Source organism: Variovorax sp. P4_D9 (genome assembly GCF_056401695.1).
On the sequence record NZ_JBFUIU010000119.1, the window covers coordinates 1 to 16,212 of the forward strand.

Annotated in this window: 17 protein-coding genes; 8 read left to right on the plus strand and 9 right to left on the minus strand. The window is 68.0% G+C overall.

Going from position 1 to position 16,212, the window contains the following annotated elements:
• The 8 genes from AC1DY5_RS15360 to AC1DY5_RS15395 all read left to right on the plus strand — a co-directional run.
• The coding region (locus tag AC1DY5_RS15360; RefSeq protein WP_478112594.1) for an enoyl-CoA hydratase-related protein at positions 1–392 on the plus strand (392 nt) is incomplete at its 5' end.
• A 134-nt stretch (positions 393–526) separates the two neighbouring features.
• Positions 527–1,195, plus strand: coding sequence for a TetR/AcrR family transcriptional regulator (locus AC1DY5_RS15365; protein WP_478112596.1), 669 nt, complete (start codon positions 527–529; stop codon positions 1,193–1,195).
• Positions 1,196–1,289: 94 nt separating this feature from the next.
• The gene (locus AC1DY5_RS15370) at positions 1,290–2,276 is read left to right on the plus strand and encodes a Bug family tripartite tricarboxylate transporter substrate binding protein (RefSeq protein ID WP_478112598.1); all 987 of its coding nucleotides are present in this window, start codon (positions 1,290–1,292) and stop codon (positions 2,274–2,276) included.
• A gap of 5 nt (positions 2,277–2,281) precedes the next feature.
• Positions 2,282–3,040 carry an SDR family NAD(P)-dependent oxidoreductase gene (locus AC1DY5_RS15375; protein WP_478112600.1) on the plus strand — a complete coding sequence of 253 codons (759 nt, stop codon included), beginning with the start codon at positions 2,282–2,284 and terminating at the stop codon, positions 3,038–3,040.
• A 13-nt stretch (positions 3,041–3,053) separates the two neighbouring features.
• Positions 3,054–4,265, plus strand: a complete 1,212-nt coding sequence (locus AC1DY5_RS15380; protein WP_478112602.1) for an acyl-CoA dehydrogenase family protein — start codon at positions 3,054–3,056, stop codon at positions 4,263–4,265.
• Positions 4,266–4,269: 4 nt separating this feature from the next.
• Positions 4,270–5,355, plus strand: coding sequence for an acyl-CoA dehydrogenase family protein (locus AC1DY5_RS15385; RefSeq protein WP_478112604.1), 1,086 nt, complete (start codon positions 4,270–4,272; stop codon positions 5,353–5,355).
• Positions 5,356–5,368: 13 nt separating this feature from the next.
• Entirely contained in the window at positions 5,369–7,507 is a 2,139-nt protein-coding gene (locus AC1DY5_RS15390; RefSeq protein ID WP_478112606.1) for an acetate--CoA ligase family protein, read from the plus strand.
• Entirely contained in the window at positions 7,497–8,075 is a 579-nt protein-coding gene (locus AC1DY5_RS15395) for a nuclear transport factor 2 family protein (RefSeq protein WP_478112608.1), read from the plus strand. The genes AC1DY5_RS15390 and AC1DY5_RS15395 overlap by 11 nt, the downstream gene beginning before the upstream one ends.
• A gap of 24 nt (positions 8,076–8,099) precedes the next feature.
• Here AC1DY5_RS15395 and AC1DY5_RS15400 read toward each other — a convergent pair whose 3' ends face one another.
• The 9 genes from AC1DY5_RS15400 to AC1DY5_RS15440 are packed head-to-tail and all read right to left on the minus strand — an operon-like array spanning position 8,100 to position 16,057.
• Positions 8,100–8,906, minus strand: coding sequence for an SDR family NAD(P)-dependent oxidoreductase (locus AC1DY5_RS15400; protein WP_478112610.1), 807 nt, complete (start codon positions 8,904–8,906; stop codon positions 8,100–8,102).
• Positions 8,907–8,916: 10 nt separating this feature from the next.
• Positions 8,917–9,723, minus strand: a complete 807-nt coding sequence (locus AC1DY5_RS15405; protein ID WP_478112626.1) for an SDR family NAD(P)-dependent oxidoreductase — start codon at positions 9,721–9,723, stop codon at positions 8,917–8,919.
• Positions 9,724–9,781: 58 nt separating this feature from the next.
• Entirely contained in the window at positions 9,782–10,747 is a 966-nt protein-coding gene (locus AC1DY5_RS15410; RefSeq protein WP_478112612.1) for a branched-chain amino acid ABC transporter permease, read from the minus strand.
• 16 nt (positions 10,748–10,763) lie between these two features.
• Positions 10,764–11,645, minus strand: a complete 882-nt coding sequence (locus tag AC1DY5_RS15415; protein ID WP_478112614.1) for a branched-chain amino acid ABC transporter permease — start codon at positions 11,643–11,645, stop codon at positions 10,764–10,766.
• 16 nt (positions 11,646–11,661) lie between these two features.
• Positions 11,662–12,390 carry an ABC transporter ATP-binding protein gene (locus AC1DY5_RS15420; protein WP_478112616.1) on the minus strand — a complete coding sequence of 243 codons (729 nt, stop codon included), beginning with the start codon at positions 12,388–12,390 and terminating at the stop codon, positions 11,662–11,664.
• Positions 12,383–13,147, minus strand: coding sequence for an ABC transporter ATP-binding protein (locus AC1DY5_RS15425; RefSeq protein WP_478112618.1), 765 nt, complete (start codon positions 13,145–13,147; stop codon positions 12,383–12,385). The genes AC1DY5_RS15420 and AC1DY5_RS15425 overlap by 8 nt, the downstream gene beginning before the upstream one ends.
• A complete protein-coding gene (locus AC1DY5_RS15430) occupies positions 13,134–13,883 on the minus strand; it encodes an SDR family NAD(P)-dependent oxidoreductase (RefSeq protein WP_478112620.1) in 750 nt (249 codons plus the stop codon). The genes AC1DY5_RS15425 and AC1DY5_RS15430 overlap by 14 nt, the downstream gene beginning before the upstream one ends.
• Entirely contained in the window at positions 13,880–14,818 is a 939-nt protein-coding gene (locus AC1DY5_RS15435) for an SMP-30/gluconolactonase/LRE family protein (RefSeq protein ID WP_478112622.1), read from the minus strand. The genes AC1DY5_RS15430 and AC1DY5_RS15435 overlap by 4 nt, the downstream gene beginning before the upstream one ends.
• Positions 14,819–14,836: 18 nt before the next feature.
• Positions 14,837–16,057, minus strand: a complete 1,221-nt coding sequence (locus tag AC1DY5_RS15440; protein ID WP_478112624.1) for an ABC transporter substrate-binding protein — start codon at positions 16,055–16,057, stop codon at positions 14,837–14,839.
• Positions 16,058–16,212 lie beyond the last annotated feature (155 nt).

The following is a 16,212-nucleotide window of genomic DNA, read 5'->3' on the forward strand; positions in this document are numbered from 1 at the left end:
CCTATGTGTCGATGCCGGAGATCAATGTCGGTCTGGCCGGCGGCGTGACCTTCCTGCAGGACGTGTTCGGCCGCTCGCGCGCGCGCCGCATGTTCTACACGGGCATGAAGGTGAGCGCGCAGGAGTTGTATCGCCTGGGCCTGATCGAGGCCTGCCTGCCGGCCGACCAACTCATGCCGTACGCGATGGAGATTGCGCGCGAGATGGCGTCGAAAAGCCCGATCGCATTGCGGCTCGCCAAGGAGGCCGCGCGCATGACGCAGGTGATGCCGATGCGCGACGCTTACCGCTACGAGCAGGGCAACACCGTGGCGCTCTCGAAGACCGAGGACTCGAAGGAGGCGCAGCGTGCTTTCCTCGAGAAACGCGAGCCGGTCTACGTCGGGCGCTGAAGGGCGGATGATGCTGCGGTGGCCGTTCGCGACCCTGAACCCGGCTGATATCATCATCGGCCCTGGGGTCGCGGGCCTGCGGCGCCTGACCAAGGCGCCTCGCCATCATCCACATTGAAAGGACCCCTGCGCCCATGTCATCGCCACCGAACGAGACCGTCACTGACCGAACCCGAGGCAAAGGCCGCGTACACGTCGTCAGAAGCCGATCGGACGCGCGGCTGGAGCAACTGATCGATATCGCGATCCGGCTTTTCGCACGCAAGGGCTATGAGGGCACGTCGCTGCGCGACATCGCCGAAGAGGCCCAGATCACCAAGGCGGCGCTCTACTACCACTTCCCCCACAAGGAAGCTCTTTACGAGCGCATCGTGGTCGAGTCGATGCAGGCACTGGTCGATTCGGTCGGCCAGGCGGTGGCAGCCGGCCAAACGCCGGCCGAGAAAGTGCGCATCTTCATGCTGTCGTCGGCCGACTTCCTCGACCGCAGCCGCAATTCATGGATCGCAGGGTCCAACGCCTTCTGGTCGGGCAGCGATGTCGACCCACGCGGCGCCGCGGTCCACCTGCGCGATGAATACGAGCATTTGCTGCGTCGCTGCATCACGGAAGCGATCGAGCAGGGCCAGTTCCGCCCGGTCGACCCGGCCATGGCCGGCCGGATGCTGCTGTCGATGCTCAACCACATCTCTCGGTGGCATTCGCCAGGGGGGCGCCTGAGCACCCGGCAAGTGATCGACCAATACCTCGACATGGCATTTAACGGCCTGCGCGCCGCTGGCAAACCACCCCTCAAGAAGTAGCGCGGCTTTGTGCGTTCCTTGCGGGTAAACCCGCCTCGTTTACTTACCGGCCGTAAAGTAAACTTTCTGCAAGAGCAGCACCGGACGCACCGCCATGTCGACTTTCAGGAACCTGATCACCGCACTCATGTCCAGCCTGGCCATGCTGGCGGCACCGGGTCACGCGCAGGGGCCTGCCCAGGCCTTTCCGGACAAGCCGGTCACCATCGTCGTGCCCTACGCCGCCGGTGGCTTCACCGATCAGCTGGCGCGGGTCATCGGACCGGCGCTTTCCGCGCGATGGGGCCAGCCGGTCGTGGTCGACAACCGCAACGGTGGCGGCACCACCATCGGCACCGCGCTGGTGGCGAGAGCGGCCGGCGACGGCTACACGCTGCTGCTCACCGGCTTCGGCTACACGGCCAATCCGCTGATGATGAAGAACCTGCCCTACGACCCGAAGGCGCTGGTGCCGGTGACGATCGTGGCCGACGCACCCAGCCTGCTGTTCGTCTCGACGAAGGTGCCAGCCAACAACATGCAGGAGTTCGTGGCCTACATGCGGCGCAACCCGGGCAAGGTGACCTTCGCATCGTCAGGCAACGGATCGAGCCCGCACATCGGCGCGGAGATGCTGGCGTCGATGGTGGGCGTACCCATTGTCCATGTGCCCTATCGCGGCAACGCGCCGGCGCTCAACGATCTGATGGGCGGGCAGGTCGAAGCGATGTTCGACTCTCCCGGTTCACTCGCTTATGTCGAGGCTGGGCGCATGAAAGTGCTGGGCGTGGGGAGCCGGGAACCGATTGCACGCGCGCCGCAGCTAGTGCCGATCGCCAAGTCCGGCGTGCCGGAGCTCGCCAGCTTCGCCGGGGGCGGGTGGTTCGGCTTCTTCCTGCCTTCCAAGACCCCACCCGCGCTGCAGCAGCGCATCTATGCCGACCTGCGCGCCGTGCTCGAAACCCCGGCCGTGCGCGAAGGCATCGACAAGGTCGGCGGCGAGCCGCGCCTGCAGACGCCAGCTGAGTTCGCGGCCTACCTGCAGGGAGAGACAGACCGCTGGGCTCCCGTGATCCGCCAGCGCCACATCGAACTCGACTGAACAAGATGCAGACCACCGTCTCACGCGTCGTCGACCTTCGCGCGCCCCGCCTGGCAGGCAGGCGCATCTTCATCACCGGCGCCGCGTCGGGCATTGGCGCCGCGATCGCCGAGCTGTTCGCCGCCGAGGGCGCGCGTGTGGCGCTGGCCGATCGCCAGCCCGTCGCCGCGCTGCCGCAGGCCGACGCGTTGTCGTTCGAGCTCGACGTGTCGGACGAAGCCGCGGTCCGCCGCGCGGTCGATGCGGCGTCGGCCGCCTTCGGCGGTCTCGAYGGTGTCGTCAACGCGGCCGGCATCGCCAACACCGACCTGCTCGCGGAGCTGAGCGTGGTCGACTGGCGCCGCGTGATCGACGTCAATCTGACCGGCAGCTTCCTGGTGTGCGCCGCGGCGGAAAGGCACCTGCGTGCGTCGAACGACGCGACCATCGTCAATTTTTCGTCGGGCCAGGGCCTGCAACCCTTCGCCCGGCGCGGCGCCTATGCGGCATCGAAGGCCGGCGTCATTTCGCTGACCAAGACGCTGGCGCTCGAATGGGCGCCGATCCGCGCCAACACCATCTGCCCCGGCGCGGTCGACACGCCCATGGTCCGCCAGGGCTACAGCGCCGAGGTGCTGCGCGAGCAGGTCGGCCCGCGCTACGCGCTCAAGCGCATCGGCGAGCCGATCGAGATGGCGTATGCCGCGCTGTACCTGAGTTCACGCGAGTCCTCCTTCGTGACCGGCATTGTGCTGGCCGTCGATGGCGGACGCAGCTTTCACTGAAGCCTTCACCGACATGACGAGTCAAGACACCCACTCCACTCCGACAGCCAGCGCGGATCCCTACGCCGCCTTTCGCGCCGAGCTGCGCGACTTCGCCGAGCGCGAATGCCCCGAGGCGCTGAAGGCCGTGGTGCGCAACAACCAGAAAGTCACGCGCAAGGAATACAGTGCGTGGCAGAAGAAGCTCCATGCGCGTGGCTGGGCCGCGCCCAACTGGCCCGTCGCCTACGGCGGCACCGGCTGGGACTTGCAGCAGCGCTACCTGTTCGAGGAGGTCACGGCCGAGGCCGACTGCCCGCCGCAATACCACCATGGCCTGGGCCACATCGGGCCGGTGATCATGCATTTCGGCACCGAGGCACAGAAGGAGCGCTACCTGCCCCGCATCCTCGACGGCACCGAATGGTGGTGCCAGGGCTACTCGGAGCCCGGTGCGGGCTCCGACCTCGCGTCGCTGAAGACCTCCGCCGTGCGCGATGGCGACCACTACGTGATCAACGGGCAGAAGATCTGGACCTCGCACGCGCAGGAGGCGGACATGATGTACACGCTCGTGCGCACCTCCACCGAAGGCCGCAAGCAGGCCGGCATCTCGTTGTTGCTGGTGCCCATGAACTCACCCGGTATCGAGGTGCGGCCCATTCCCACCATCGACCATTGGCACCATGTCAACGAGGTGTTCTTCAACGACGTGCGCGTGCCTTGCGCCAACCTGATGGGCGAGGAGGGCGGCGGCTGGAAGTGCGCCAAGTTCCTGCTCGACCGCGAGCGGCTCTCGCCGGCCACCGTGCCGCGGCTCGCGCGCCTCGCGGACCAGGTCGAGGCATTGCTGCGCGAGCGCGGCGTCGCAGGCAAGGGTTCGCAAGCCAGCCAGCATGTACTGCTCGAGCGGCTCTACCTCGCGCAGGCCGGCGTGATGGGTGCGCGCGAGATGCTGTTGTCGGCCATCCAGGAAGAGATGCAGGGCACGCTCGCGTCATCCAAGTCGTCGGCGCTCAAGCTCTTCTGCTCGGAGCTGTCGCAGCAGATCGTCGGCATCGCGCTCGACATCGCAGGCCCGCAGTACGCGGCCCGCCTGGTGGACACGGTCGCACCCGATGGCGACGATGCTGAGCCGCTGCGGCAACTGGTCCACACCTACCTGTTCTACCGATCGCGCACCATCGCCGGCGGCACGAGCGAGGTCCAGAAGAACGTCATCGCACGCGATATTTTCGGAGCCTGATCCCATGCCATTCCATGCCTCGCCGATGTTTCCGGGCGACCTGTACGACACCACATTGCGCGTGGCCGCGGCCGCGCCCGTCACCGAGACCTTCGAATCGCACAAGGCCAGCGCCGCCTGGCAGCAGTTTCTTTCGCTCGGCTGGCAGGCCGTGCTCGTGCCGGAAGACCATGGCGGCGCCGGCGCTTCGCTGGCCGACGTGGCTGCCATCGCCGAAGCGGCCGGCCGATATGGGCTGCCCGCGCCGCTGGTCGCGCGCTGCGGCGTCGTGCCCGCCCTGCTGGGCGCGCTGGCCGACCAGCCGGCTGCCGCGGCGCTGCTGCCGGCACTGGCGGCGGGTGAGGCCTCGGTCTGCCCGGTGCTGGACGAAGACACGGCCGGCGTGCCGCTCGCCACGGTCGATAGCGACGGTGTCGTGCTGACCGGCTGCCTGCGTGGTGTCGATTTAACGGAGCCGGCCACGCACCTGGTCTTCCTGGCACGCACTGGCGACGGCGAGGAACTGCTTCTCCTGGCTCCGCGCGAGGCGCTGCCCGGCCATGCGAGCGCCTGGCTCGGCATCGACGCGCGGCAGACGGCCGACATCGAACTCTCCGGCGTTCGCATTGCCCCTGGGGCGGTGCTCGCCCGCGGCGATACGGCCCGCGCCGCCACTGCGCATGCGCTGGCCGTCGGTGCGCTGGTGAGCTGCGCGCAGATAGTCGGCGCGATCGGCGCCATGGTCGAGCAGACGATCGAATACCTGAACATGCGCCAGCAGTTCGGGGTCGCGCTCGGCACGTTCCAGGCGCTGCGCCACCGCACCGTCGACATGTACGTGGCCTACGAGAACGTGCGCGGCATGGTGCGAAAGCGCGTGCTGGCGCTGGAGGCCGGCGATGCGGATGCGCGCCAGGACTCGCTGGTCAAGCTCTATCTCGCGACCACCGCGCGCCAGGCGGCCGAATCCTGCATCCAGCTGCACGGCGGCATCGGGATGTCGCGCGAGCTGCCGGCGGCTCGCCTCGCGATGTATGCCTTGTCGTGCAGCCTGCTGTGGGGCGACCGCTTCGCGCATCTCGACCGGCTGGCCGCGCCCATCCGGCATTGAGGAGCCTTCGAACATGCATCCTCTCCATCCGCTCTTCCATCCCGCTTCGGTCGCGCTGATCGGCGCCTCCTCCGACCCCGAGCGCATCGGCGGACGCCCGCTGCGCTTCATGCTCGAGGGCGGCTTCGAGCCGCCGATCTATCCCGTCAACAAGAGCGGTACGACCATCCAGGGCCTGCCGGCGTTCGCCAGCGTGCGCGACATCCCGCATTCGGTCGACCAGGCGGTGATCTGCGTGCCGGCGGCCGGTGTCGAGGCCGCGGTGCGCGACAGTATCGCCAAGGGCGTGAAGGCGATCCAGATCATGACGGCGGGCTTCGCCGAGATCGACGCGGCCGGCCGCGATCTGCAGGCACGCATCGCCGGGCTCTGCCGCGATGCCGGCGTCCGCCTGCTCGGCCCCAATTCGCTCGGCCTGCTGAACGTGCCGATGCGCTTCTTCTCGACCTTCTCGACCGCGCTCAACGGCCTCAAGCCGCAGCCCGGCCCGATTGCGCTCGCCACCCAAAGCGGCGCCTTTGGCTCGGCCACCTACGGCATGGCGTCGCTGCGCGGCCTTGGTTTCAGCAAGATCGTTGCGACGGGCAACGAGGCCGATGTCGATGTCTCCGAGTGCATCGACTATCTGGTGGACGACCCCGAGACGCGCATCATCTGCGCCGCGCTCGAATCCTGCCGCGACGGAGAGCGCCTGCGCCGCGCGCTGCTCAAGGCCGCCGACGCGGGCAAGCCGGTGCTCATCATGAAGGTGGGCAGAACCGAAGTCGGCGCGGCGGCAGCGTCGACACACACCGGTTCGCTGGCGGGCAACGACGTGGTGTACGACACCGTGTTCACGGAGTGCGGCGCCTACCGACCGCAGTCGATCGAGGAAATGCTCGACATCGCTTACGCCTACTCGGTGCATGGTGCGCTGCCGGCCAACGCCGATGTCGGCATCGTCACCGGCTCGGGCGGCATCGGCGTGCTGATGGCCGACGAGGCCGGTGAGCGCGGCCTGCAATTGCCACCGCTGCCGCCTTCGGGCCGGAAGGCGGCGCTCGAACTGCTGCCTTTCGCGGTCGCCAACAATCCGCTCGACATGACGGCCCAGGTGACGTCGGTGCCGCAGGGCGTGTCGCGTACGGTCGACGCCATGCTCGCCCACACGAACTGGGGCACTGTGTTCGCCTACCTCGCGCATGTCGGCCTGTCGCCGGAACGCTTCGCGAGCACGCAGGACGAACTCATCGAAGTGAAGCGGCGCCATCCGGACCGAATGAACGTCGTGATCATGTTGTCGAAGCCGGAGGTGAATCGCGCGCTCGAGGCCGAAGGCCTCGTCGTCTTCGAGGATCCCTCGCGCGCGGTGCGTGCCGTGGCCGCGCTTGCCACGCTGGCACGCCGGCGCACGTCGCTGTACCGACCCGCCACCGCGAATCCCGCGGATGCCGTGGCGAGGGCCCTCGGCGATGTCGGCAGCGAGGACGGCGCCAAGCGCGCGCTGGCCGCGGCCGGGCTGCCGGTGCTGCCCGAACGCTTGTGCACATCGGCCTCCGAATCGGCGGCAGCCGCGCAGGCCATGGGCTTACCCGTGGTGGCGAAGATCGTCTCGCCGGACATCCCGCACAAGACCGAGATCGGCGGCGTGATACTGAACCTGCAGGATGCCGAAGCCGTGAGGGCTGCCCACGACGAACTCCTCGCCCGCGCGGCGCGCGCGCGTCCCGATGCACGCATCGAAGGCGTGCTTGTCGCGCCGATGCTCAAGGGCGGCGTCGAAGTGATTCTCGGCATCCATCGCGACCCGACCTTCGGCCCGATGCTGATGTACGGCTCGGGCGGCACGGCCGTTGAGCTGTTCCAGGACGTGGCTTTCGCCTCGGCGCCGCTGACTGCCGAGCGCGCGCGCGAGCTGGTCGGGCGCGTGCGCTCCACGCGACTGCTGCACGGCTGGCGTGGCGGCCCGCAGTACGACGAAGGCGCTCTGATCGAAGCGCTGACGCGCCTGTCGGATTTCGCGCTGGCACACGCCGACGTCATCGAGAGCGTCGACATCAATCCGTTGGTGATTCGCACGCAAGGCGCCGCCTGCCTGGACGCGGTGATCACGCTGCGCGAGGCCGAGGATGCGCACGTCGACACCCGCAAGATGGAAGAACATGCTCACTGAGTCCGACGCCGACCGGATCGCCGCGCTCGAGAAGCGATTGGCGCAGCTCGCCACGCTCGCGGATCGCGAGGCGATCCGTGACTGCCTCTACCGCTATTGCAGAGGCATCGACCGCTGCGACGAAGCGGCGCTGCGCTCTTCGTACTGGCCCGACGCCACCGACCGCCATGGCGCCTACCAGGGGCCGGCCAGCGGCTTCATCGATCTCGCCATCGCCAAGTTGTCGATGGGCGGTCGCAACGTGCACATGGTCGGCAACATCGCGATCGAGCTGAAGGGGGCGGTGGCCGCGGTCGAGAGCTATTTCCTCGCGCTGCAGGCTGACACCACCCCCGAAGGCCAGGCGCGCGACACGCTGCTGTGCGGCCGCTACGTCGATCGCTTCGAGCGCCGTGACGGCGAATGGCGCGTGGCCGCGCGCGTCGTGACCTACGATTGGGTGCAGCCTTCCGCCGGCGCGAGCGCGAGCGAAGCCGAACGCTTCGGCGTGCGCCAGCCGATTGGAGCGCTCAAGCCCGACGACCCCTGGTATGCGTTGTCCGCCAGCGTCAGCGCCGGCGCGCGCTGACGGCGCGGCCTGCGAGCTGCGCCTTCAGGTGCCCGACGCCGGCGTGATCCGGGCTTGCCACCCGGCCATCGGCAGCGAGCTCATCAACGTTTGCGCGAGCCCTCCGTCTGCCAGCAGTTCCGCGCCCGTGACATAAGCCGCATCCGGCCCCAGCAGGAAGCTGACGACCGAGGCCATGTCCTCCGGCTCCGCCATTCGCCGCAGCGGTATGCGCTGCGCCCGCGTTGCACGGGCCTGCGGATCGGCATAGGCCGCCGACGTTCCGGGCGTGAGTACTAGTCCCGGAGAGAGCGCGTTGACGCGAATGCCGTCCGGTCCCCATTCTCCGGCCATCTGCCGCACCAGCATCAGCGTTGCCGCCTTGCTCGGGCTGTAGGCGCCGAGCGGGGAGGTCGGATGGGTGCCGGAGATGGAGGTGACGACGACCATCGCGCCGCGTGATTGGCGCAGCGCCGCATGGGCCGCCCGGCCGAGCAGGAAGGGGGCGCGCGTATTGACCGCGAACACCCGGTCCCAGGTATCGGGCGGGTAGTCGACGAGCGCGCCCGGGACGGCGAAGCCGGCGTTGCTCACCAGCCCGTCGAGGCCGCCGTGGGCTTCGAGCGCCTCGGCCACCAACCGGGCCGGAAAGTCGGGGTCGGCGAGATCGCCGGRCACCACGCGAACGTGGGCGCCGAGCGCAGCGAGCTCGCCGGCAAGCGCATGCAGTTCATCCGCATGCACGTCCGCGAGCGTGAGGCGCGCGCCGCCCGCGCCCTGAGCATCGCGTGCCAGCCGCAAGGCAATGGCACGACCGATGCCGCGCGCGGCCCCTGTGACGATTGTTCTCATCCGCGGCACCTCATACCGCCAGCCGTCCGCCATCCACCGGCAAGGTCACGCCGGTCACGAAGGAGGCGAGGTCCGAGGCCAGGAACAGGGCCGGCCCGGCCAGCTCGCGCGGCTGGCCCAGGCGGCCCGCGGGCATGAGCGCGAGAAAGCGCGCCAGGCGTTGCGGGTCGGCGCGCGTGACGCTGGTCATGGGCGTCTCGATCACGCCGGGTGCCAGCGCGTTGACGCGGATGCCGTCGGGCGCGAGGTCGAGCGCCAGCGTCTGCGTCAACATCTTCACCGCGCCCTTGGAGGGCGAATACCCCAGGCAGTTACCCTGCGCGATGAAGGCAGCGCCCGAGGCGATGTTGATGATGCATCCGCGCGTGGCGCGCAACGCGGGCAGGAAGGCGTGCACCGCGTTGAAGGTGCCGAACAGGTTGACGTCGACCGTGCGGCGCATGTTCTCGTGCGCGCGCGGGCTGTCGATGCCTTCCCGGATCAGGATGCCGGCGTTGTTGACCAGGGTGTCGACTTCGCCCGCCTCGGCCGCCACCGTGGCTGCCAGCGCGGCACAGGCGGCTGGGTCGGTCACATCGAGGGCATGGGCCCAGCCGTCGATGCCGGCGGCTCGCACCTCGGCCAGTGTTTCGCTGCAACGCTCGACGTCGAGATCGGTGACGACCACGCGCGCGCCCGCGTTCGCGAACGCGACGGCGATCGCACGCCCGATGCCGCTGGCGGCGCCGGTGACGAGCGCCAGTCGGCCGGAGAGCAGGCCGGGCGTCGCCGGCAGCTGCGCCGGCAGGTCATAAGGTGCATAAGCTCCAGCGGGCATGGCGGCGCTGGCGCCGATGCCGGGGGGTCGTTGGGGATCCATGGCAGCTCCGTTGCGATCAGGTGTAGGCCGGCTTCTGTGTCCGGCGCTCCCGGCGCGCGCCCAGCCAGGCGTAGAACTGGCCGGCGATGCCCTTGCGGAACAGCATCACCACCAGCACGAAGACGAAGCCCTGGATGATGAGAACCCATTCGGCGAACGACGCCAGGTAGTTCTCCATCGTCACGATGACCAGCGCGCCGAGCGCCGGACCCATCAGAGTCTGCATGCCGCCGACGATGCAGATCAGGAGCGCCTCGCCGGAGGTCGCCCAGTGCACGTCTGTCAGGCTCGCCAACTGGAACACGAGCACCTTCAGCGAGCCGGCGAGACCGCCCAGCGCAGCCGACAGCACGAAGGCGAGCAGCTTGTAGCGCAGCACGCGGTAGCCCAGTGACTGCGCGCGCGGCTCGTTGTCGCGGATGGCACGCAGCACCTGGCCGAAGGGCGAATGCACGAGCCGGTAGATCAGCCAGAAGCCCAGACCCACGAGCAGCGCGACGAAGTAGTACAGCACCATCGTGTTGTGCAGCGAGAAGAGGCCCAGCACGCTGGGCCGCGGTACGTCCTGGATGCCGTCCTCGCCGCCGGTGAAGGGCATGCGCAGCGCGAAGAAGTAGACCAGTTGCGCGAAGGCCAGCGTGATCATCGAGAAGTAGATGCCCTGGCGACGGATGGCCAGGAGGCCCGTGACGAAGCCGATGCCCGCCGCCACGACGACGCCCGCAAGGATGCCGGTCACGGCGTCGCAACCCCACACCTTGACCGCGTGGGCCGTGATGTAGCCCGCCGAGCCGTAGAACATGGCGTGGCCGAACGAGAGCAGGCCGACATAGCCGACAAGCAGGTTGACCGATGCCGCCAGCAGCGCGAAGCACATCAGCTTCATGAGGAAGAGCGGATACACGACGAAGGGCGCGGCGCAGACGAGCGCGATCGCCGCCAGCAGCAGGATCAGGTTGGCGCGAGGGCTCAGGAAGTCCATAGCAGTGCGATGTTTCTCATTGGGCGCGTCCGAACAATCCGTGGGGCCGCACCGCGAGCACCAGGATCATCACGACGAATATGACGACGCCAGCGCCGTCGGGATAGAGCAGCTTGGTCAGGCCTTCGATCGCGCCGAGCGCGAAACCGGTGACGATGGAGCCGATGATCGAGCCCATGCCGCCGATCACCACCACTGCGAAGACGACGATGATCAGGTTCGACCCCATGAGCGGGCTGACCTGGTAGATCGGGGCGGCCATGACGCCGCTGAAGCCGGCCAGGCCGACGCCGAGACCGTAGGTGAGCATGAGCATGCGCGGCACGTTGATGCCGAAGGTTCGAACCAGCGGCGCGTTCTCGTTGGCTGCGCGGAGGTAGGCGCCGAGCTTCGTCTTCTCGATGAAGAACCAGGTCGCGAGGCACATCGCGAGCGCGGCCAGGATGACCCACACGCGGTACATCGGCAGAAAGGTCACGCCGACGTCGAGACCGCCCGTGAGCGGGTTCGGATAGGGCTGGCCGCTGACTCCGAACTGCAGGCGGAAGCCGCCTTCCATCAGGAGGGCGACGCCGAAGGTCAGCAGCAGCGCATAGACATGGTCGAGCGAATAGAGGCGCCGCAATAGGAGCCGCTCGAATACCAGGCCGAAGCCCGCCACGGCGAGCGGCGCGATGACCAGCGCCCACCAGTAGCCGAGCCCGAAGTACTCGAGCAGCGCCCAGGCGACGAAAGCGCCCAGCATGTACTGCGCGCCGTGGGCGAAGTTCACCACGTGCAGCAGGCCGAAGATGATCGAGAGGCCCAGGCTCATGAGCGCATAGAAGGCGCCGTTGATGAGTCCCACCATGAGTTGGCCGACGATCGCCGCGGTGGGGATGCCGAAGATGGAGTCCATTGCTTTCCTGCTTGCCTCAGAGGCCCACGAGGGCTTCGACCTCTTCGTGCCGGCTCGCCAGTTCGGCGCGGCTGAAATGACCGGCGACCTGGCCTTCCTCGATGACGTAGAAGCGATCCCCGAACTTGGAGGCGAAGCGGAAGTTCTGCTCCACCATGAGCACCGTGAAGCCGCGCTCGCGCAGCATGCGGATGGTCTGGCCGATCTTCTCGACGATGACCGGCGCAAGCCCTTCGGTCGGCTCGTCGAGCAGGAGCAGGCGCGCGCCGGTACGCAGGATGCGGGCGATCGCCAGCATCTGTTGCTCGCCGCCCGACAGTCGCGTACCCGGGCTGGAGCGTCGCGCCTGCAGGTTGGGAAAAAGCTGGTAGATCTCCTGCACCGACAGGCCGCCGGCATGCAGCACCGGCGGCAGCAGGAGGTTCTCCTCGGTCGTCAGGCTGGCGAAGATGCCGCGCTCCTCGGGGCAATAGGCCACGCCGAGGCGCGCGATGGCTTCCGGCGGCAGGCCTTCGGTGGGCCGGTCCTGGATGTGGATGGTTCCCTCGCGCCGCGCCATCAGGCCGACGATGGCACGCAAGGTAGTGGTCTTGCCGGCGCCGTTGCGACCGAGCAGGCACACGATCTCTCCCTCGCGCACTTCGAGATCAATGCATTGCAGCGCCAGCGTCTCGCCGTACCAGGCACGCAGCTCGGAGATGCGCAGCATCTCTCGCGCAGGGCTCGCCACGATCGGGTCACTCATTGTCGGCCCCCCCGACATAGGCTTCGATCACGCGCGGATCGCGCGAGACTTCGTCGTAGCTGCCTTCGGCGAGCACCTGGCCCGACTGGAGCACGGTCACGCGGTCGCACAACTCGGCGATCACCTTCATGTTGTGTTCGACCATGAGCAAGGTGCGGCCTTTGGCGACATCGCGGATCAGTTCCATCACCGGCCCGATGTCCTCGTGACCCAGGCCGGCCATCGGTTCGTCGAGCAGGATCATCTCGGGTTCCAGCGCGATGGTGGTGGCGAGTTCGAGCGCCCGCTTGCGGCCGTAGGGCAGCGCCGCCGCCGGCGTATCGCGCCAGCGCTCCAGGCCCACGCGCGCGAGCAGTTCCATGGCACGCGCGTCCAGGCTGCGCAGCGTTTCGACGCTGCGCCAGAACGCGAAGGTGCCACCGGTCTTCTTCTGCAGCGCAACGCGCACGTTTTCCAGCACGCTCATCTGTCCGAAGACAGCCGAAATCTGGAAAGAGCGCACCATCCCCGAATTCGCGACGCTGGCCGGATCGCTGCGTGAGATGTCGTTGCCCTTGAAGAACACCTGGCCGGAGCTCGGCGTGAGGAATGTGGTGAGCAGGTTGAAGCAGGTCGTCTTGCCGGCGCCGTTGGGGCCGATCAGCGCATGGACCGAATGCCGGCGCACCGCCAGGTCCACGTCCTTGACCGCGAAGAAGCCGCGGAACTCGCGGCTCAGCTTGCGCGCTTCGAGGATCGGTGCCTCAGAGGAAGGCATGCGTCACGCCGCCATCGACCAGCAGCGACTCGCCGGTAATGAAGCTGCTCTCGTCAGAGGCCAGGAAGCAGGCGGCGCGGGCGATGTCCTCGACCGAGCCGAGCCGCTTCATCGGCGTCTTGGCGATGCGCACCTTGACCTTCTCGGGGTCGACGTTGATCTTGACCCCTTCGGTCGGGATCGAGCCCGGGCAGATCGAATTGACGCGGATGCCGCGCGGGCCGAGGTCGACCGCGGCCGAGCGCGACAGGCCCAGCACGCCGGCCTTGACGCCGCAATACAGCATGCCGTCGGGCAGACCGAGAAAGGCGGCCGACGATGCGATGTTGACGATGCTGCCGCCGGGTTCCATGGCGGCAGCGGCGGCCTGGATGCCCCAGACGATCGAGTTGAAGCCGGTGCCGACCATGCGGTCGAGCATGTCCGGTGTGATGTCGCTGATCGGGCCGTAGCGCACCCAGATCGCGTTGTTGACAAGCACGTCGAACCGGCCGTGCTTCTCTTTCATGGCCTCGACGGCGGTGCTCAGGCTGCTGCGCTTGGCAACGTCGCCGCCGAAGGCCATGGCCCTGCCGCCCTTGGCGACGATGGCGGCGGCCGCTTCCTGCGCAAGATCTTCGGCGCGGTCGAGGATGCCCACGATCGCGCCCTCCAGGGCCATCTGCTCGACGATGCCGCGGCCGATGCCGCGTGCACCGCCCGTGACGAGTGCGACTTTGCCTTCGAAGCGCTTCATGCGGGAATCCTTTGGGAACTGGAAGAGGGGAAGGACGACGCGGCCGTGCTGAAGCGCCGGTCGTCGAAACGTGCTTCCTCGATGCCGCGCACGCCGGTGCCGCGAATCGCGAACACGGCGCCGGCGTCGGGGTTCTGCGAACGCAGCAGGTTGCCGCTGTTGCTGATCGAGGTGAGAAAGATGGTGTCGAGCTCCGGTCCGCCGAAGCACGGGCAGGTGATGTAGGCGTCGGGCGCGAAATCGATCGTGCGTTCGAGCGTGCCGTCGGGCCTGAAACGAGCGAGCTTCCCGGCCAGGACCAGGGCGACCCAGAGATGGCCGTCGGCGTCGACCGTGGCGCCGTCGGGCGACGAGCCATAGACGGAGGTGTCTATGAGCAGCTCGGCCGCACCCGCGCGGCCGGTGGCCGGATCGTAGGGATAGCGCCGCACCTGGCGCGTCATGCTGTCGGCGAAATAGAGCCACCGCCCGTCGGGACTGAAACAGGTCGCGTTGGCGAGCTGGATACCACGGTCAAGCACGCTCACCCGGCCTTCGGACGTGAACTGGTAGAGCTCGCCCAGGGGCTCGTGCCGGCCCATCGTCATCGAGCCGACCACGAAGCGGCCGTTGCGGTCGGCGCGGCCGTCGTTGAGCCGCATGCGCTCGGCCGGATGCGTGACCGCGTCGCCCACGCGCGTGAGCACGCCCGTGTCCACGTCCAGCAGATGGAAGTCGCTCTCGAGCGCGAGCAGCAGGCGGCCGCTTTCGCACAGCGCGATCGAGCCGATGTGGTGCGGCGCGGCCCATTCGGAAACGGCGCCCGTGGCGGGATGGTGGCGCTGCACCAGCTGCCGCCGGCCGTCGATCCAGTACAGACACTGGCGGCGCACGTCCCACAGCGGGCATTCGCCCAACTGGTCGCGCTGCGGGAGGAGGATGTCGATCTGCGGCATGGAGAGAGCGGGGCCGGCCTACTTGCCCTTGAGCAGCTCGCAGGCGCTGTCGCTCGCCGGGCGCCACGCCTGTTCGGGCGGCACTTCGGCACGGATCGCATAGAAGTCGTAGTTGCCCTTCGACTCGGAAGGCTTCTTGACCTGCACCGCGTAGACCGGGCGCAGCACCTGGCCGTCCTCGCGGACCTTGACGTCCTTCGAGAAGAAGTCGTTCACCGGCAGCTGGTGCATCTTGGCGGCCACGGCGGCGCCGTCGTCGGTCCCCGCGGCTTTGACCGCATTCAAGTAGTGCGTGGTGGCGCTGTAGGCACCCGCGTGGATGTACGTCGGCACGCCGCTCTTGTAGCGCTCCATGAAACGCTTCGACCAGGCGCGGGATGCGTCATCGCGGTCCCAGTAGAAGGGCACTGTCAGCTGCAGGCCCTGCGCGACATCGAGGCCCATCGCGCTCACGCTGTTGATCGTCATGCCGAACACCGACACGACCTGGCCGCTGCGCGCCAGCTTGTACTCGGCCGCCTGCTTGAGGGCATTGGACAGGTCCAGGCCCGCGTTGAGGATGACGATCGCCTGCGCGCCACTCGCCTGCGCCTGCAGCAGGTACGAGGAGAAGTCGGTGGTGCCCAGCGGATGCTTGACCGAGCCGACCACCTTGCCGCCGGCGGCATTGATGAACTTGGTCGCGTCGTCCTGGAAGGCCTGGCCGAAGGCGTAGTCCACGGTGATGAAATAGAAGCTCTTGATGCCCTGCTTCATGAGCGCCTGCACGCCCGCCTTGGGCAGCGCGTAGGTGTCGGTGAGGAACTGGAAGTTCATCGGGGTGCACGACTTGTTGGTGAGCTCCGCGCTCACGGTGCCGGCGATCAGGTAAGGCTTGCTGCGCTCTCGCATCAGCGTGCTCACGCCGAGCGCGATCGAGGAGGCTGAGCCGCCGACGATGGTGTCGACCTTCTCGACGTCCAGCCACTTGCGCGCAATGTTCAGGCCGACATCGGGCTTGTTCTGGTCGTCGGCGACGATCACCTCGATGTTCTTGCCCAGGACCTTGCCGCCGAAGTCCTCGACCGCCATACGCACAGCCAGCAACGATCCGGGCCCGCCATTGGCCGAGTAGGGGCCGGTCTGGTCGGCCATCACACCGATGCGCACCACGTCGTCGCTGATCTGGGCATGGGCCGTGGCCCCTAGGGCCGCGAGCAGCATCGCGCCGAGGCCTGTCCGCGAAATTTTCGATTGCATTGCCTTGTCTCCTGGTTGAATCTGTCGTCTCTGAAGGGATGGGCGCGCGGGCGGCAGGGCGGTGCGGCCTGGGATCATGCCTCGGGCACATCGGTGGGCAGCCGGTGGCCCTTGAACATTTCGCGCAGCGCGGTCTTTTGCAGCTTGCCGGAGGC

Bases quoted from the DNA above. Each gene is read 5' to 3' on its own strand.
- AC1DY5_RS15365 (WP_478112596.1), top strand. From the start codon at position 527: ATGTCATCGCCACCGAACGAGACCGTCACTGACCGAACCCGAGGCAAA.
- AC1DY5_RS15370 (WP_478112598.1), top strand. From the start codon at position 1,290: ATGTCGACTTTCAGGAACCTGATCACCGCACTCATGTCCAGCCTGGCC.
- AC1DY5_RS15380 (WP_478112602.1), top strand. From the start codon at position 3,054: ATGACGAGTCAAGACACCCACTCCACTCCGACAGCCAGCGCGGATCCC.
- AC1DY5_RS15385 (WP_478112604.1), top strand. From the start codon at position 4,270: ATGCCATTCCATGCCTCGCCGATGTTTCCGGGCGACCTGTACGACACC.
- AC1DY5_RS15390 (WP_478112606.1), top strand. From the start codon at position 5,369: ATGCATCCTCTCCATCCGCTCTTCCATCCCGCTTCGGTCGCGCTGATC.
- AC1DY5_RS15395 (WP_478112608.1), top strand. From the start codon at position 7,497: ATGCTCACTGAGTCCGACGCCGACCGGATCGCCGCGCTCGAGAAGCGA.
- AC1DY5_RS15405 (WP_478112626.1), bottom strand. From the start codon at position 9,723: ATGCCCGCTGGAGCTTATGCACCTTATGACCTGCCGGCGCAGCTGCCG.
- AC1DY5_RS15410 (WP_478112612.1), bottom strand. From the start codon at position 10,747: ATGGACTTCCTGAGCCCTCGCGCCAACCTGATCCTGCTGCTGGCGGCG.
- AC1DY5_RS15415 (WP_478112614.1), bottom strand. From the start codon at position 11,645: ATGGACTCCATCTTCGGCATCCCCACCGCGGCGATCGTCGGCCAACTC.
- AC1DY5_RS15420 (WP_478112616.1), bottom strand. From the start codon at position 12,390: ATGAGTGACCCGATCGTGGCGAGCCCTGCGCGAGAGATGCTGCGCATC.
- AC1DY5_RS15425 (WP_478112618.1), bottom strand. From the start codon at position 13,147: ATGCCTTCCTCTGAGGCACCGATCCTCGAAGCGCGCAAGCTGAGCCGC.
- AC1DY5_RS15430 (WP_478112620.1), bottom strand. From the start codon at position 13,883: ATGAAGCGCTTCGAAGGCAAAGTCGCACTCGTCACGGGCGGTGCACGC.
- AC1DY5_RS15435 (WP_478112622.1), bottom strand. From the start codon at position 14,818: ATGCCGCAGATCGACATCCTCCTCCCGCAGCGCGACCAGTTGGGCGAA.
- AC1DY5_RS15440 (WP_478112624.1), bottom strand. From the start codon at position 16,057: ATGCAATCGAAAATTTCGCGGACAGGCCTCGGCGCGATGCTGCTCGCG.